18 protein-coding genes are annotated in these 14,245 nt (G+C 73.0%); 6 read left to right on the top strand and 12 right to left on the bottom strand.

The genetic code is table 11. From position 1 onward, the window contains the following. Nucleotides 1-52 precede the first annotated feature (52 nt). From JOF41_RS00930 to JOF41_RS00915, 4 genes are all read left to right on the top strand, one after another. Nucleotides 53-1,075 carry an LLM class flavin-dependent oxidoreductase gene (locus tag JOF41_RS00930; protein WP_209615380.1) on the top strand — a complete coding sequence of 341 codons (1,023 nt, stop codon included), beginning with the start codon at nt 53-55 and terminating at the stop codon, nt 1,073-1,075. A 287-nt stretch (nt 1,076-1,362) separates the two neighbouring features. After that, complete coding sequence (locus JOF41_RS00925) at nt 1,363-1,911, top strand: hypothetical protein (RefSeq protein ID WP_189222304.1); 549 nt, start codon at nt 1,363-1,365, stop codon at nt 1,909-1,911. A gap of 19 nt (nt 1,912-1,930) precedes the next feature. After that, entirely contained in the window at nt 1,931-2,404 is a 474-nt protein-coding gene (gene bcp, locus JOF41_RS00920) for a thioredoxin-dependent thiol peroxidase (RefSeq protein ID WP_209615377.1), read from the top strand. A gap of 16 nt (nt 2,405-2,420) precedes the next feature. Beyond that, nucleotides 2,421-5,318, top strand: coding sequence for an NACHT domain-containing protein (locus JOF41_RS00915; RefSeq protein WP_209623974.1), 2,898 nt, complete (start codon nt 2,421-2,423; stop codon nt 5,316-5,318). Here JOF41_RS00915 and rdgB read toward each other — a convergent pair. Both rdgB and rph read right to left on the bottom strand, forming a co-directional pair. Then, nucleotides 5,312-5,902 carry an RdgB/HAM1 family non-canonical purine NTP pyrophosphatase gene (rdgB, locus tag JOF41_RS00910; protein WP_209615372.1) on the bottom strand — a complete coding sequence of 197 codons (591 nt, stop codon included), beginning with the start codon at nt 5,900-5,902 and terminating at the stop codon, nt 5,312-5,314. The genes JOF41_RS00915 and rdgB overlap by 7 nt on opposite strands. Then, the gene (gene rph, locus JOF41_RS00905; RefSeq protein WP_189222311.1) at nt 5,899-6,666 is read right to left on the bottom strand and encodes a ribonuclease PH; all 768 of its coding nucleotides are present in this window, start codon (nt 6,664-6,666) and stop codon (nt 5,899-5,901) included. The genes rdgB and rph overlap by 4 nt, the downstream gene beginning before the upstream one ends. 54 nt (nt 6,667-6,720) lie before the next feature. Between rph and JOF41_RS00900 the strand changes: the two genes are divergently transcribed. Beyond that, nucleotides 6,721-7,242 carry a DUF2231 domain-containing protein gene (locus JOF41_RS00900; RefSeq protein ID WP_209615369.1) on the top strand — a complete coding sequence of 174 codons (522 nt, stop codon included), beginning with the start codon at nt 6,721-6,723 and terminating at the stop codon, nt 7,240-7,242. Between the two features lie 32 nt (nt 7,243-7,274). Here the strand turns inward: JOF41_RS00900 and JOF41_RS00895 are convergent, their stop codons facing one another. From JOF41_RS00895 to JOF41_RS00880, 4 genes are read right to left on the bottom strand one after another with little or no spacing between them, the layout of a single operon-like run. Then, nucleotides 7,275-7,709, bottom strand: a complete 435-nt coding sequence (locus JOF41_RS00895; protein WP_189222315.1) for an OsmC family protein — start codon at nt 7,707-7,709, stop codon at nt 7,275-7,277. Continuing rightward, nucleotides 7,710-8,489 carry an MBL fold metallo-hydrolase gene (locus tag JOF41_RS00890; RefSeq protein WP_209615366.1) on the bottom strand — a complete coding sequence of 260 codons (780 nt, stop codon included), beginning with the start codon at nt 8,487-8,489 and terminating at the stop codon, nt 7,710-7,712. Between the two features lie 20 nt (nt 8,490-8,509). Next, nucleotides 8,510-9,298 (bottom strand): glutamate racemase, encoded by a 789-nt coding sequence (gene murI, locus JOF41_RS00885; RefSeq protein ID WP_189222319.1) that lies wholly within the window; start codon nt 9,296-9,298, stop codon nt 8,510-8,512. Then, nucleotides 9,295-9,927, bottom strand: coding sequence for a rhomboid family intramembrane serine protease (locus JOF41_RS00880; protein WP_189222320.1), 633 nt, complete (start codon nt 9,925-9,927; stop codon nt 9,295-9,297). The genes murI and JOF41_RS00880 overlap by 4 nt, the downstream gene beginning before the upstream one ends. Nucleotides 9,928-10,079: 152 nt before the next feature. On the opposite strand from JOF41_RS00880, the gene JOF41_RS00875 reads away from it, so the two are divergent. After that, nucleotides 10,080-10,934 carry an SMP-30/gluconolactonase/LRE family protein gene (locus JOF41_RS00875; protein WP_306344659.1) on the top strand — a complete coding sequence of 285 codons (855 nt, stop codon included), beginning with the start codon at nt 10,080-10,082 and terminating at the stop codon, nt 10,932-10,934. An 81-nt stretch (nt 10,935-11,015) separates the two neighbouring features. Here the strand turns inward: JOF41_RS00875 and JOF41_RS00870 are convergent, their stop codons facing one another. Genes JOF41_RS00870 through clpS form a run of 6 tightly spaced genes read right to left on the bottom strand, consistent with a single transcriptional unit; the run spans nt 11,016 to nt 14,217 of the window. After that, entirely contained in the window at nt 11,016-11,966 is a 951-nt protein-coding gene (locus JOF41_RS00870) for a PLP-dependent cysteine synthase family protein (RefSeq protein WP_189222323.1), read from the bottom strand. Nucleotides 11,967-11,972: 6 nt separating this feature from the next. Continuing rightward, on the bottom strand, nt 11,973-12,245 hold the full coding sequence (locus JOF41_RS00865) for a MoaD/ThiS family protein (RefSeq protein ID WP_189222325.1): 273 nt from the start codon (nt 12,243-12,245) through the stop codon (nt 11,973-11,975). 47 nt (nt 12,246-12,292) lie between these two features. Further along, a complete protein-coding gene (locus JOF41_RS00860; RefSeq protein WP_268248665.1) occupies nt 12,293-12,748 on the bottom strand; it encodes a M67 family metallopeptidase in 456 nt (151 codons plus the stop codon). 9 nt (nt 12,749-12,757) lie between these two features. Next, the gene (locus JOF41_RS00855; protein ID WP_189222327.1) at nt 12,758-13,312 is read right to left on the bottom strand and encodes a DUF2231 domain-containing protein; all 555 of its coding nucleotides are present in this window, start codon (nt 13,310-13,312) and stop codon (nt 12,758-12,760) included. Between the two features lie 51 nt (nt 13,313-13,363). Continuing rightward, entirely contained in the window at nt 13,364-13,921 is a 558-nt protein-coding gene (locus JOF41_RS00850; RefSeq protein ID WP_209615364.1) for a DUF2017 domain-containing protein, read from the bottom strand. Then, nucleotides 13,918-14,217, bottom strand: a complete 300-nt coding sequence (gene clpS, locus JOF41_RS00845) for an ATP-dependent Clp protease adapter ClpS (protein ID WP_189222331.1) — start codon at nt 14,215-14,217, stop codon at nt 13,918-13,920. Before clpS ends, JOF41_RS00850 begins: the two co-directional genes overlap by 4 nt. Nucleotides 14,218-14,245: the final 28 nt, after the last annotated feature.

Raw genomic sequence — 14,245 nt, 5'->3', positions numbered from 1 at the left:
CGGTCACACCGCCACCTGGAAGGCATCCGGGGATGCGCGCGTTGTGCCCCGTATGAGCCGACTCAGTGACGTACCGCTGTCCGTCCTCGAACTCGCCCCGGTCACCTCGCAGACCGACGCCAGGACGGCGCTGCGGCACACCACCGAGCTGGCGCAGCACGTCGAGCGCCTCGGCTACACCCGCTTCTGGCTGGCCGAGCACCACAACATGCCGGGCATCGCCAGCTCGTCGCCCGCGATCGTCATCGGGCACGTGGCCAGCGCCACGAAGACGCTGCGGGTCGGCTCCGGCGGCGTGATGCTGCCCAACCACCCGCCGCTGGTGGTGGCCGAGCAGTTCGGCACGCTCGTGGCGCTGCACCCGGACCGGATCGACCTCGGCATCGGCCGCGCGCCGGGCACCGACCAGCGCACCGCGCAGGCGCTGCGGCGGACCGCGGGCCCGCTGTCGGTGGACGACTTCCCGCAGCAGCTGACCGAGCTGATGGGCTACTTCGAGGGCACCGAGGAGCTGCACGCGGTGCCCGCGCAGGGCAACAAGCCGCCGCTGTGGCTGCTGGGGTCCAGCGGTTACAGCGCGCAGGTCGCGGGCCTGCTGGGGCTGCCGTTCGCGTTCGCGCACCACTTCAGCGCGGAGAACACGCTGCCCGCGCTGCGGCTGTACCGCGAGCGGTTCCAGCCGTCGGCGGTGCTGGACAAGCCGTACGCCATGGTCTGCGCGTCGGTCATCGTGGCCGACACCGACGAGCACGCGCGCTGGATCGCGGGTCCGGGCGCGCTGTCGTTCGTGCGGCTGCGCAGCGGGCGGCCCGGTCCGCTGTCCACGCCGCAGGAGGCCGCCGACTACCCGTACACCGACCTGGACCGGTTGATCTTCGAGGAGCGCATGGCCAACCAGGTCATCGGCTCCCCGGAGACGGCGAAGGAGCAGCTCGAGCAGCTGCTGGCGGACACCGCGGCGGACGAGCTGATGGTCACGACCATGGTCGCCGACCAGTCCGACCGGCTGCGCTCCTACGAACTGCTGGCCGCCCTCCATTCACCCGATCGAGTGAAGACTGAAGTTGAGGTGTAGCAGTCGGCCTAATGCGCGCGATGATGAAGGTGAGCGCGCACGCCCCCCGACGCGCTCCCTAGCTCCCAGGCGGTCCGCCGCCTGACGCACGGCCGCCGCCGCGATCCGCGTGGGCGCCGCCCGGTGTGGCGGCGCCCACGCGGGCCGCCGTGCGGAATCACGGTCCGGCCACAGCCGTGCACCAGGTGCGACTCAAGGCCCCGGATCATTCCCCGCTCCCCCTTTCGCCGCGTCATGGTTGGTGGCAGCCGCAACAAGCCCACCGCCGGGGCGGGAAGGGGAGGTTCGTGAGGTTCACCCGACAGGCCGTCGGCATCTGCCTGGCATTGGCCTTGACGGGGTGCGCGGACCCGACCGACGCCTCCTCCGCCGCGCCCGCGAGCGCGGCGCAGAGCCCCGCGGCGGTCCAGCGCGCCGACCGCGCGCCGTCGTCCGCCCCGATCCCGACGTCCTTCGGCGCGGAACGGGTGTGGGCCAACGGCATCTCCATCACCGTCGCCCAGCCGAAGTCGCTCAAGCCCAGCGACACCTCCTTCCCCAAGGCGCCGCGCACCGCGGTGTTCGTGGTGACGCTGGTCAACGGCACCGACACCACCTACCGCACCAGCCAGCTCTCCGTGCGCGCCCTGGTCGACGGCCAGCCCGCCGCCGAGGTGCTGGACTCGGTGCAGGGCCTCAACGGCGCCGCCGCCGCGATCACCGAGCTGCCGCCGGGCGGCGACACGGCGCTGACCCTGGCCTACGCGGTGCCGGAGAACCCCGTGCGGGTGTGCCTGGTCGTCGAGCCCAACATCGCGGGCGAGGACCTCGGCGCCACGTTCGAGGGCAACGCCTGACCCGGTAGCGTCTGCCGCCATGACCGAGCAGAACCGCCTCTCCCCCGGCGACCAGGCCCCCGCGTTCACCCTGCCCGACAGCGAGGGCAAGCCGGTCTCGCTGTCGGACTACCTCGGCCGTTCCGTGGTCGTCTACTTCTACCCGGCGGCGGGCACGCCGGGCTGCACCAAGCAGGCGTGCGACTTCCAGGAGAACCTGGCCGACCTGGCGGGCTCCGGCTACGAGGTCATCGGCATCTCGCCGGACAAGCCGGAGAAGCTGGCGAAGTTCGCCGAAGCCGAGGGGCTGCGCTTCCCGCTGCTGTCCGACGTGGACCGCAGGGTGCTGGCCGAGTGGGGCGCGTACGGCGAGAAGAAGAACTACGGCCGGGTCGTGCAGGGCGTGATCCGCTCCACGTTCCTGGTCGACCCGCAGGGCAAGATCGCCAAGGCGATGTACAACGTGCGCGCCACCGGCCACGTCGCCAAGCTGCTGCGCGAACTGCCCGCCTGATCACCGGGAGGCCGCCATCACCGGTTTAGAGGCCGTCGCGGGCAAGCTCGGCCAGGCCGTCGCGCAGCACGCGGCCAAGTCGTGGCTGGAGCGCCGCCGCAAGGCCGAGCAGCGCACCGCGTCGCTGGCCGAGCTGGCCGCCGAGGAGCTGTCCTCGACGCGCCAGCGGGACCGGCTGGACCACCTCGTGCGGGGCATCGGCCACCAGGTCGGCGACCAGCTCGAACCGCTGCTGGCCGCGAAGTTCGACGCGCTGGCGCCGAACGAGGTCACCGCGGCCCTGGACGCCGTGGTGGACGCGCTGGGCTCGCTGGACCTGTCCGACGAGGCGCTGCTGGCCGCCGACGCCGACCCGGAAGCCCTGGCCCGCCAGGTCCGCGCGTCCGTCCGCCGCGAAGCGGGCCTGTCCGACCTGGCCACCCGCCTCTACGACGTGGCGCTGGACCAGGCGTGCCGGTACCTGGTGCAGGTCATCCGGCACCTGCCCGCGTTCCAGCCGCGCGCGCTGGCCGAGGTGCTGAGCCGGGCGAGCGCGCAGACCGCCGCGCTGGACGAAGTGCTGGCCAGGCTGCCCCGCACCAGCCTGCACGCCCCGCGCGGCACCGACGACGACTTCCGCGACGAGTACCTGCGCTACCTCGCGAGTGCGCTGGACCGGCTGGAACTGCTCGGCCTGACCATGCGCGACCGCCCCAAGCTGGCGTTGAGCGTGGCGTACCTGAGCCTGAGCGTCACCGGCGGCGACACCCGCACCTCGCCGGTGGACCGCTGGTTCGGCGTCGACCGCGGCGGTTCCCTCCGGGTCGAGGCGGCGATCGGCAACGCCTCCCGGACGCTGGTCCGCGGTGAGGCCGGTTCCGGCAAGACGACCCTGCTCGACTGGCTGGCCATCACGGCCGCGCGCGAGGCCTTCACCGACCAGTTGAAGTCGTGGAACGGCTGCGTGCCGCTGGTGGTCCGGTTGCGCCGCTACGCCGACTCGGACCTGCCGCGCCCCGAGCAGTTCCTCGACCACGCGGCGAGCTGGCTGGTCGGGCTCATGCCGGACGGCTGGGTGCACCGGGTGCTGCGCTCCGGCCGCGCGTTGGTCCTGGTGGACGGCGTGGACGAGGTGCCCGCGCACCGGCGCAGGTTCGTCCGGGAGTGGCTGCGCGAGCTGGTCACCGCGTTCCCGGACGCCCGCGTCGTGGTCACCTCCCGGCCTGCGGCGGCGGACCAGCGGTGGTTGGAGCACGAGGGCTTCGGCTCGGTGCTGCTGGAGCAGATGACGCCCGGCGACGTGCGGGTGTTCCTCCAGCGCTGGCACGAGGCCGCGCGCGACGCCGAGTCCCTGCCCTGCGCGCCTGAGGACCTGCCCGAGGCGGAGCGCGGGCTGTTGCGGCAGCTGGACAACCGGCCGCACCTGCGGGCGCTGGCGGCGAGTCCTCTGCTGTGCGCGATGCTGTGCGCGTTGAACCTGGGGCGGACGTCGGACCTGCCGCAGAGCAGGATGGACCTGTACCGGGCGGCGCTGACGATGCTGCTGGACCTGCGCGACGCCGAGCGGCGGATCGCCGGGATGCTGACCGGCGGCGAGAAGACGGTGCTGCTGCGGGACTTGGCGTGGCGGCTGACTGAGGCGGGCCGCAGCGAGTTCCCGCTGGAACGGGTGATCGGGTTCGTGGCGCGCAAGCTCAAGTCCATGCCGAACGTGAGCGGGTCACCGGAGGCGATCCTGGCTCACCTGCTGGAGCGCAGCGGGGTGCTGCGGGAGCCGGTGCCGGGGCGGGTGGACTTCGTGCACCGGACGTTCCAGGAGTACCTGGCGGCCAGTGAGGCGACCGAGGAGGACCGGGTCGAGACGCTGGTCCGCAACGCGCACCTGGACACCTGGCGGGAGACCGTCGTCATGGCGTGCGGGCACGGAAAACGTTCGCAGACCAAGGAGTTGCTGACCCAGGTCCTCGACCGGGCCGACTCGGAGCCCAAGCGGGCGCGGAAGCTGCGCCTGCTCGCCGCGGCCTGCCTGGAGACGGTGACCGACGTGGCCCCGGAGGTGCACGAGCGCGTCGACCACGTGATCCGCGAGCACCTGGTACCGCCGAGGAGCATCAAGGAGACCCGCTCCCTGGCCTCCGTGGGCCGACGGGTGCTGCACTACCTGCCCGAGACGCTGGACGGGTTGTCCGAGGCGGCAGCGGCGGCCACGGTCCGGGCGGTCGCCCTCACCGGGGACGCGGACGCCATCCCCCGCCTGGCCCGCTACGCCCCAGATGGCCGCTTGGCCGTCCAGCGCCAGTTGGAGCAGGCGTGGGAGTACTTCGAGCCGAAGCGCTACGCGCACGAGGTGCTGGCCGACGCACCGCTGCACAACGGCGGGATCATGATCAGGAAGTCGTCCCACATCGAGCACCTGTCCGTGTTGCGCAGGCTCGAACGGGTCACGATCGACCTCGGCATGGAGGAGCCTCAGGCAGACCTCGCGTTCCTCACCGGTGTCGATCATCTCATCGAACTCTTCGTGCACCTGCGCGGCGAAGTGGACCTCCGGCCGCTGAAAGCCCACCGGAAGCTGAAGACGCTGGTCATCAACCAGGCGGATGTGCTGCGCCACTGCGATGTTCTGGAGCGGTTGCCGAACCTCACCTGGCTCGCGCTCAGCTCACGCGTACCGGCGCACCTGCTGGCGGACATCGCGCCGCACATCCGCCACCTCACCGAACTGACGCTGATCGGACCGTCGACCGGCGACTTGCGGATGATCACCGGTCTCACCGCCCTGCGCGAGTTGCAGCTGTACCAGTGGTCCGATGACCGCCCGATCGACCTCCGGCCGCTGCGGGACATGCCCCTGCGCACCCTCGGCCTGTCGGATTCGGATCAGCACATCGGCCTGGACGAACTCGACCCACGAGTGGAGGTCAAGTACTACTGAGCCAGCTCCCGCAGGTGGGGCAGCAGCAGGCGCAGGGCACGCCCCCGGTGGGACAGCTTGTCCTTCTCCTCCGCCGACAGCTCGGCCGAGGTCACCTCGTACCCCTCCGGCACGAAGATCGGGTCGTAGCCGAACCCGTTCTCCCCGCGCGGCTCCCGGATGATCGTCCCGCGCCACTCCCCCCGGACCACGGTCTCGCCGCCGGGCCCGGCGAACGCCGCCGCGCACACGAACGCCGCGCCGCGCCGCTCGTCGGGCACGTCCCGCAGCTGCCCCAGCACCAGCTCCAGGTTGGCCTGGTCGTTGCCGTGCGCCCCGGACCAGCGGGCGGACAGCACCCCCGGCATCCCGTTCAGCGCGTCGATGGAGATGCCCGAGTCGTCGGCCACCGAGGGCAGCCCGGTGGCGGCGAAGGCGTCGCGGGCCTTGGCCAGCGCGTTTCCCTCGAAGGTCGGCTCGGTCTCCGGGGCTTCGGGGAACGCGGGCACGTCGTCCAGCCCCAGGACGGAGAACCCCTCGGCGGCGACGATGCGGCGCAGCTCGCCGAGCTTCTTGGCGTTGCGGGACGCGAGCAGCAGCTTCACTTGGACTTCCTCGGCTTGGGTTCGGGCAGCACACCGGGGTAGGGCTGGGCGAGCGCCTCGGCCTGGAGGCGGTTGAGCTCGGCGCACCCGGCCAGTGCCAGGTCCAGCATCTTGTCCAGGGTGGAGCGCGCGAAGGTGGCGCCCTCGCCGGTGCCCTGCACCTCGATCAGCGTGCCCGCGTCGGTGGCCACCACGTTCATGTCGACCTCGGCGCGCGAGTCCTCCTCGTAGGGCAGGTCCAGGCGCACGCGGCCGTCCACCACGCCCACCGACACCGCCGACACCGCGCACGACAGCGGCTGCGGGTCGGCCAGCCGCCCGGCCGCCGCCAGCCACGTCACCGCGTCCGCCAGCGCCACGTAGGCGCCGGTGATGGCCGCGGTGCGGGTGCCGCCGTCGGCCTGGATGACGTCGCAGTCGATGACGATGGTGTTCTCGCCCAGCGCGGCCAGGTCGATGCACGCCCGCAGCGAGCGGCCGATGAGCCTGCTGATCTCGTGCGTCCGGCCGCCGATGCGGCCCTTGACCGACTCGCGGTCGCTGCGGGTGTGCGTGGCCGACGGGAGCATCGCGTACTCCGCGGTCACCCAGCCCAGTCCCGACCCGGAGCGCCACCGGGGCACGCCCTCGGTCACGCTGGCCGCGCACAGCACCCTGGTGTTGCCGAACTCGATCAGCACCGACCCCGCGGGCCACTGCTGGAAGCCCCGTGTGATCCGGATTTCGCGCAGTACGTCGTCGTTCCTGCCATCGCTCCTCAGCACGCCACTACCCTAAGGCGCTGAACCAGGGCACGGCCCACCGGCGTAGGGAGAGGCATGGCACTCGCAGACGACCTGGTGACCGTCTTCGGTCTTCCGGCGCACCCGCTGCTCGTCCACGCCGTCGTGGTGCTGCTGCCGCTGTCCGCGGTGGGTGCGACCGCGGTGGCGCTGGTCCCGCGCTGGCGGCAGCGCTACGCCTGGCCCCTGCTGGGCCTGACGCTGCTGGGTGTGGGCGCGGTCCCGGCGGCCCAGGCGGCGGGTGACCAGCTCTACGCCCGCCTGGCCGCCCTGGAGAACCCGCTGATCCAGCGGCACGCCGAGCTGGGCAACGACCTGCTGCCCTTCGCGCTGGGCTTCGGGGTGGCCGTGGTGGCGCTGCTGGTGGCGGACCGCCTGGCCGACCGGGAGCGGGCCGCCTCGGCGGAGGACGGCACCGAGGTGCCCAGGACGTGGCGGCGCGCCGCGGTCGTGCTGTCGGTGCTGGTGGTCGCCGCGGGCGCGGCGGCGACCGTGCAGACGGTCCGCATCGGCCACAGCGGTTCCACCGCCGTCTACGACGGGGTGGGCACCAGCTGACGCCCAGGCGTCCGGGCGGGGGCGGGTAGTGGTTACCGGCCCTCTGGCGGATGGCGGGTGGTACTTGCCGACGCGGGGAGGTGGAGGGGGGCGGGGGTGGCCTTCTTCAGGGTCCTGGTGACCGTGCACAGCTGCTCCACGGCTCGCCGCACGGCGGTCTCCAGGGTGGCGCGCTGGTCCTCGTCCAGCGCCGACAGGTCGTAGTCCAGGGTCACCGGCACCTCGTCGAGCTGGTGCGCGCCCTCGGGGCGCACGTCGCCGGCGCGGGCGGTGAAGCCGTCGCCGACCCGCCTGGTGATCAGCGTCTCCGCGGTGACCGCCGCGCAGCCCGCCGCGGCGGCCAGCAGCAGCTCGACCGGGGAGAACGAGCCGGGCTGGTCCTTGCGGCCGATGCGCACCGACGCGCCGCGGTCGTTGGTCGCCTCGAAGCTGTGCTGACCGGTGTGGCGCACCTCGATGTCGGCCATCTAGTCGGCTCCGATCGGGTAGTTCCCGCCGCGGCGGGCCAGTTCGACGGGGCCGTCGAACTCCTCGCGCGCCTCGGCGAGCACGACGTGGGGGTCGGTCCAGGGGGCGATGTGGGTCAGCAGGAGTTTGCCCACGCCCGCCTGCCGGGCCAGTTGGCCCGCCTGCCTGCCGGACAGGTGCAGGTCGGGCGGGCGCTCGTCGGCGTGCTGCCAGGTGGCCTCGGACAGCAGCAGGTCCACGCCGCAGGCCAGCTCCGGCAGCACGTCGCACGGCCCGGTGTCGCCGGTGTAGACCAGGGAGGCCGTCCCGGTGGCGATCCGGAACGCGTAGGCCTCGCAGGGGTGCGCCACCCGCGCCGCGGTGACCTCGAAGGGGCCTATCCGGGTGGTCCGCTCGGCCAGCGCGTGGAACTGGAAGACCTCGGCCAGGTCGACGCGGGCCAGTTCCTCCGCGCTCTCCGCGTAGGCCCTGGCGAACCGGTCCGGCGCCTCGCCGGGGGCGTGCACCGGCAGCTTGCGCCCGGTCGGGTCGTAGGGCGGGTTCGGGTGGTAGCGGCGCAGCACGAACAGACCGGGGAAGTCGCTGCAGTGGTCCGGGTGCAGGTGGGAGAACAGCAGGGCGCCCAGCTCGAACGGGTCGCGGTGGGCCTGCAGGGCGGCCAGCACGCCGCTGCCGAAGTCGACGGCGAGGCAGAAGCCGTCCGCCTCCACCAGGTAGCCGGACGAGGGGGCGTCCGGTCCCGGCACGCTGCCCGAGCAGCCGAGGATGGTCAACAGCACCTGTGGAGCGTGCCGGCTCATCAGTGGCCGTGGAAGACGCGATTTTCCAGCTGGGGGAGGAATCGCCGCGCCAGCCGGGTGAAGGGTTCGGGGTCGCCGGTGCACTCGAACCGGCGCTCGGGACTGCCCGTGCGGAACAAGTCGCGCTCGGTGAGCACGCGCACCACGTCCTTGACCGTCTCCTCGGCGCTGGACACCAGCGTCACCGCCTCTCCCATGACGATCTGCAGCACGCCCGTCAGCAGCGGGTAGTGGGTGCAGCCGAGCACCAGCGTGTCCACCTCGGCGCGCTGCAGCGGCTCCAGGTAGGCCTGGGCCAGGCCGAGCACCTGCCTGCCGGAGGTGGTGCCGCGCTCGACGAAGTCCACGAACCGGGGGCAGGCCACCGCGGTCACCTCGACATCCCGCGCCGCGGCGAACGAGTCCTGGTACGCGCCGGAGGTGATGGTGCTCTGCGTGCCGATCACGCCCACGCGCCCGGTGCGGGTGGTGGCCACCGCCCGGCGCACGGCGGGCAGCACCACCTCGACCACCGGCACGTCGTAGCGCTCGCGGGCGTCGCGCAGGCACGCCGCGGACGCGGTGTTGCACGCGATGACGAGCATCTTCACCCCGTCGGCGACCAGCCGGTCGGCCACCGCCAGCGCGTGCTCGCGCACGCGGGCGATCGGCAGCGGCCCGTACGGCCCGTTGGCCGTGTCGCCCACGTAGTGGATGCTCTCCTCGGGCAGCTGGTCCATGATCGCCCGCGCGACGGTCAGCCCGCCCACCCCGGAGTCGAAGACGCCGATCGGCGCGTCGGCGTTCACCCGCGCCGACCAGTTCGCGCGTCGCGGGCCACGCCCCAGGCGGCCAGCACCCCGCCCAGCGCGCCGAACAGGTGGCCCTCCCAGGACACGCCCGGCTGGCCGGGCAGCACGCCCCACAGCGCCGCGCCGTAGGCGGCGAACACCAGCACGGCCACCGCGATCTGCCAGGCGCTGCGCGCGAACAGCCCGCGCACCAGCAGGAACACCAGGAAGCCGAACACCAGCCCGGAGGCGCCGATGTGGCTGCCCGGCGAGCCGAGCACCCACACGCCGAGGCCGCTGGTCAGCCAGATGACCGCGGTGACCTGGAGGAACTGCTTGATCCCCGCGGAGGAGGCGAGGAAGCCCAGCACCAGCAGCGGGACCGCGTTGCCGGTCAGGTGCGCCCAGCCGCCGTGCAGCAGCGGGTACCAGATCAGGTTGTCCCACTCGGAGAAGTCCCTCGGTCGCACGCCCTCGTCGTCCAGGCTGCCCGGCAGGACCGCGTCCAGCGCCTCCACCACGTACAGCAGGGCAACGAAGCCCAGCACCACCACGGCCGACAGGACCGGCTTGGGCGGGATGACCCGCTTGGCCGCGGCCTTGGGCGGCCTGGGCGGCTGGGACGGCTGGACGGCGGTGGGGTCCACGTCCCCAGGCTAACGCGCCCGGCCTGCTCGCGGGGCGTCCGCGGCGTGCGCTGCTCGGGTCGGCCACGCTCGCGACCGCGGGCGACCCGCTGGAGCGGATCATCGCCCGCACGGCGGGCTGCCCGTCCGGGCAGCCCGACTAGGCTGTGCCGGTGTCGATCGACGTAGCCGTGCGCGCGCAGGCCGAACTGGGTGAAGACCCCACCTGGGACCACAGCAGCGCGACCCTGCTCTGGGTGGACGTGCTGGCCAGCGAGGTGCACCGGTACGCGCCCGCCCGCGACGACGACGCGGTGCTGGTGGTGCCGCAGCACGTGGGCGCCGCCAAGCCGCGCTCGCGCGGCGGGCTGGTGCTCAACCTGCGCGACGGCGTGGCGCTGGTCGAGCCCGACGGCGCGAAGACGTGGCTGGTCTACTGGGCGCGCGACGGGGTGCGCGGCAACGACGCGGCGGTGGACCCGGCCGGGCGGCTGTGGGCGGGCACCAGCCGCTACGACCAGGCCGACGGCGGTGGCTGGCTGGCCCGCGTGGAGCCCAACGGCGACGCCAAGGTGGTGCTGGACCGGGTCGCGGTCAGCAACGGCCTGGGCTGGAGCCCGGACGGCTCGCTGATGTACTACGTCGACTCCGCGCAGGGCCGGGTCGACGTGCTGGACTACGACCGCGACAGCGGCCAGGCGGTCAACCGCCGCCCGCTGTGCGAGGTGGACCGCGGCGTGCCGGACGGGCTGTGCGTGGACGCCGACGGCTGCGTGTGGGTGGCGCTGTGGGGCGGCGGCGCGGTGCGCCGGTACACGCCGGCGGGCGAGCTGGACCTGGAGGTCGAGCTGCCGGTGGACCAGCCGACCGCGTGCTGCTTCGGCGGCGAGGACTTCACCGACCTGTACGTGACCACCGCGCGCACCGGGTTGTCCGAGGCCGCGCTGGCCGAGCGCCCGCTGTCCGGGTCGGTGCTGGTGCTGCCCGGCGTGGGCAGCGGGATGCCCTCGACCGCCTTCGCGGGCTGAGACTTCGCGGGTCCGGCCTTCGCGGGCTGATCTCACGGGCTGGCGGGTGGGCACCCGTGCGGGGACGTCCCCGCACGGGTGTCACGCCCAGAGGTGGCCGTCGAGCCGCGCGGACGCCTCGTCCAGCGTCCCGGCGTACGCGCCGGTGGACAGGTACTTCCAGCCCGCGTCGGCCACCACGAACGCGATGTCCGCGGCCTCGCCCCTGGCCACCGCCTTCTCCGCCACCGCCAGCGCGGCGTGCAGGATCGCGCCGGTGGAGATGCCCGCGAAGATGCCCTCCACCTCCAGCAGCTGCCGGGTGCGGCGCAGCGCGTCGTAGGAGCCCACCGAGTAGCGGCCGGTGAGCACCGTCTCGTCGTACAGCTCGGGCACGAAGCCCTCGTCGAGGTTGCGCAGCCCGTAGACCAGCTCGCCGTAGCGCGGCTCGGCGGCGACGACCTGCACGTCCGGCTTGTGCTCGCGCAGGTACCGGCCGGTGCCCACGAGCGTGCCGGTGGTGCCCAGACCCGCCACGAAGTGGGTGATCGTGGGCAGGTCCTTGAGCAGCTCCGGACCGGTGCCGGAGTAGTGCGCGCCCGCGTTGGCGGCGTTGCCGTACTGGTAGAGCATCACCCAGTCGGGGTTCTGCTCGGCCAGCTCCTTGGCCCGCGCCACGGCCTGGTTGGAGCCGCCCGCGGCCGGGGAGAACACGATCCGCGCGCCGTAGGCCTGCAGCAGCTGCTTGCGCTCCGCCGAGGTGTTCTCCGGCATGACGCAGACCAGGCCGTAGCCCTTGAGCTTGGCCGCCATGGCCAGCGCGATGCCGGTGTTGCCCGAGGTGGGCTCCAGGATCGTGCAGCCGGGGGTGAGCGCGCCGGACCGCTCCGCCTCCTCGATCATCGCCAGGACCGGGCGGTCCTTGATCGAGCCGGTGGGGTTGCGGTCCTCCAGCTTCGCCCACAGCCGCACGTCCGGCGACGGCGACAGCCGGGGCAGCCCCACCAGCGGCGTGCCGCCGACCGCGTCGAGCAGGGACTCGTAGCGGGCCACCGGGGATCAGCCGCCCGCGACGGCCGGGAGGATCGTCACGGTGTCGCCGTCCTTGACCGCGGCCTCCAGGCCGCCCGCGAAGCGCACGTCCTCGTCGTTGACGTAGACGTTGACGAAGCGGTGCAGGCTGCCCTCCTTGACCAGGCGCGCCTTCAGACCACCGTGGTTGGCCTCCAGGTCCTCGATGACCTCGGCGAGCGTGCTGCCCTTGGCCTCGACGGACTTCTGCCCACCCGTGTGGGTGCGCAGGATCGTGGGGATGGAGACGGTGACGGCCATGCTGGAACCTCCGAGGAACCGGGATGTGCTGTGCGGCGGGACGCGCGTCAGGGACAGTCGGGCGTGTCGTCCGAGCCGGTGTGGGCGAACATGTACGACTCGACGACCTCGACCGGCTCTTCGGTCACGACGCCGTCCACGATCCGGTAGGAGCGCAGCTCGTGCTGCTCCGGGTCCCTGGTGGACACCAGGACGTAGTGCGCGTCGGGCTCGCCCGCGTAGGCCACGTCCGTCCGCGACGGGTACGCCTCGGTGGCGGTGTGCGAGTGGTAGACGACGACCGGCACCTCGTCGTTGCGGTCCATCTCGCGCCACACCTTGAACTGCTCGGCGGCGTCGAACCGGTAGAAGGTCGGCGAGCGCTCCGCGTTGTCCATCGGGATGAACCGCTCGGGACGGTCGGAGCCCTCGGGGCCCGCGATGATCCCGCACGCCTCGTCGGGGTGGTCGCGACGGGCGTGCGCCACCATCGCGTCCACGAGGTCACGGCGAATCACCAACACACCGCCATCCTACGTGGTGGCGGAAGTCGTCCCGCCCGGTGAGAAGTCCCACCTGCCGACGCCCGCCCGCTGCCGGTAGGTGAGGTGGCCGCCCAGGTAGCCGCCCGCGCCGATCAGGGACATCCCGACGTAGCCCACCGCCCTGGCGACCACGCCGAAACCGTGGTTGCGCAGCCGGTAGGAGGTCAGGTAGCACAGGGCGGCGGCGGTGTTGGCGGTCAGGTGGGCCACCGCGGTGCGGCGCTGCGGCTCGTCCAGGGTGGTGTACTCGGCCAGGCCGGTGGCCACGGCGGCGGGCGTGACGGCCAGGCCGAGGCCGATCATGGTCTTGGCGGCCCGGCCCTCGCCGGGCATCAGGTCCAGCACGGCCGAGGCCGCGTACAGGCCGACCGGCAGCAGCACCACCACCGGGTGCGCGGCGTGCCCCAGCGGCTCGCCCTTGAGGACCTCGGTGACGCGGTGCTGCCGCAGTTGGGGCGGGATCAGCTCGGCGAGCGCGCCCGCGGCGCGGTCCAGGGCCTTGCTCTCCTCGATCCGCTTCATCAGCCTCATGAGTCGCGACATGGCCCTCGTGTACCCGCCCGCGCGCGAGTCGAACGCGCGGGCGGGCCTACTTCACCCCATGACCACTTCGACCAGCGTCTCCTGCACCCAGGTCAGCCAGTGGTAGACGCCCAGGTGCGGTGCGCGGGGGTCGTCGGGGGGCAGCTCGTCGGGCATGTCCTCCTGCACGTCCAGCGCCGTGCCCAGGGCCAGCCGCACGTCGTTGAGCGCCGCCAGCCACGCCTCGGCCTGCTCCTGCGACAGCCGCACCTGGCCCCCGTCGGGCGGGCAGGTCGCCAGCACCACGCCCGCCACGCCGGTCTTGAGGTCCAGCAGCTCGGGCTCGTGCAGCGAGCGCAGCGCGGCCGCCGAGTCGACCTCGGCCGGGTCCGGGGCGTCCGGGTCCAGCCGGTGGAAGTCCGGCAGCAGCCTGCTCAGGATCGGGTCGTCCGGCGGCGTCGACGGGCCGGTGCGGATGCCGGTCAGCTGCGCCAGCTCGTCCTGCGGCGCCTCGTCGGCGCGCGCCCGGAGCATGTCCTGGACCTGGCTGACCAGACCGCGCACCACGGCGGCCTCCTGGCGGTCGAAGCGACCGAGCACCGCGCCGCCCCTGCGGCTCCACTTGTTCACGACGAGCGCTGCATGGTCGCCCAGAGGCCCGCCGCGTGCAGCTTCGCCACGTCGGCCTCCACCTTGTCCTTCGAGCCGGACGACACGATCGCCCTGCCCTTGTGGTGCACGTCCAGCATCAACTTCGTCGCGTGGTCCCGGCTGTACCCGAACAGCTTCTGGAACACGTAAGTCACGTAGGACATCAGGTTCACCGGGTCGTTCCAGACCAGCGTCTGCCACGGCCGGTCCTCGAAGGCGACGTCCTCGCCGACCGGGTCAACCTGCGTCCGCTCGTGCTCGACGGGCGTGGTCATACCGCCAATGGTGTCACGTCCCGGTTCG

Source organism: Saccharothrix coeruleofusca (assembly GCF_017876325.1).
GTDB lineage: Bacteria > Actinomycetota > Actinomycetes > Mycobacteriales > Pseudonocardiaceae > Actinosynnema > Actinosynnema coeruleofuscum.
Note: the sequence above shows the minus strand (reverse complement) of the source record. Positions and strands in the feature narration are given on the sequence as shown.

What these genes read in the sequence shown, in the direction of transcription:
- JOF41_RS00895 (WP_189222315.1), bottom strand. Translation starts at nt 7,709, where the DNA reads ATGGCCGACATCGAGGTGCGCCACACCGGTCAGCACAGCTTCGAGGCG.
- JOF41_RS00865 (WP_189222325.1), bottom strand. Translation starts at nt 12,245, where the DNA reads ATGGCCGTCACCGTCTCCATCCCCACGATCCTGCGCACCCACACGGGT.
- JOF41_RS00855 (WP_189222327.1), bottom strand. Translation starts at nt 13,312, where the DNA reads ATGTCGCGACTCATGAGGCTGATGAAGCGGATCGAGGAGAGCAAGGCC.
- JOF41_RS00930 (WP_209615380.1), top strand. Translation starts at nt 53, where the DNA reads ATGAGCCGACTCAGTGACGTACCGCTGTCCGTCCTCGAACTCGCCCCG.
- clpS (WP_189222331.1), bottom strand. Translation starts at nt 14,217, where the DNA reads ATGACCACGCCCGTCGAGCACGAGCGGACGCAGGTTGACCCGGTCGGC.
- bcp (WP_209615377.1), top strand. Translation starts at nt 1,931, where the DNA reads ATGACCGAGCAGAACCGCCTCTCCCCCGGCGACCAGGCCCCCGCGTTC.
- JOF41_RS00900 (WP_209615369.1), top strand. Translation starts at nt 6,721, where the DNA reads ATGGCACTCGCAGACGACCTGGTGACCGTCTTCGGTCTTCCGGCGCAC.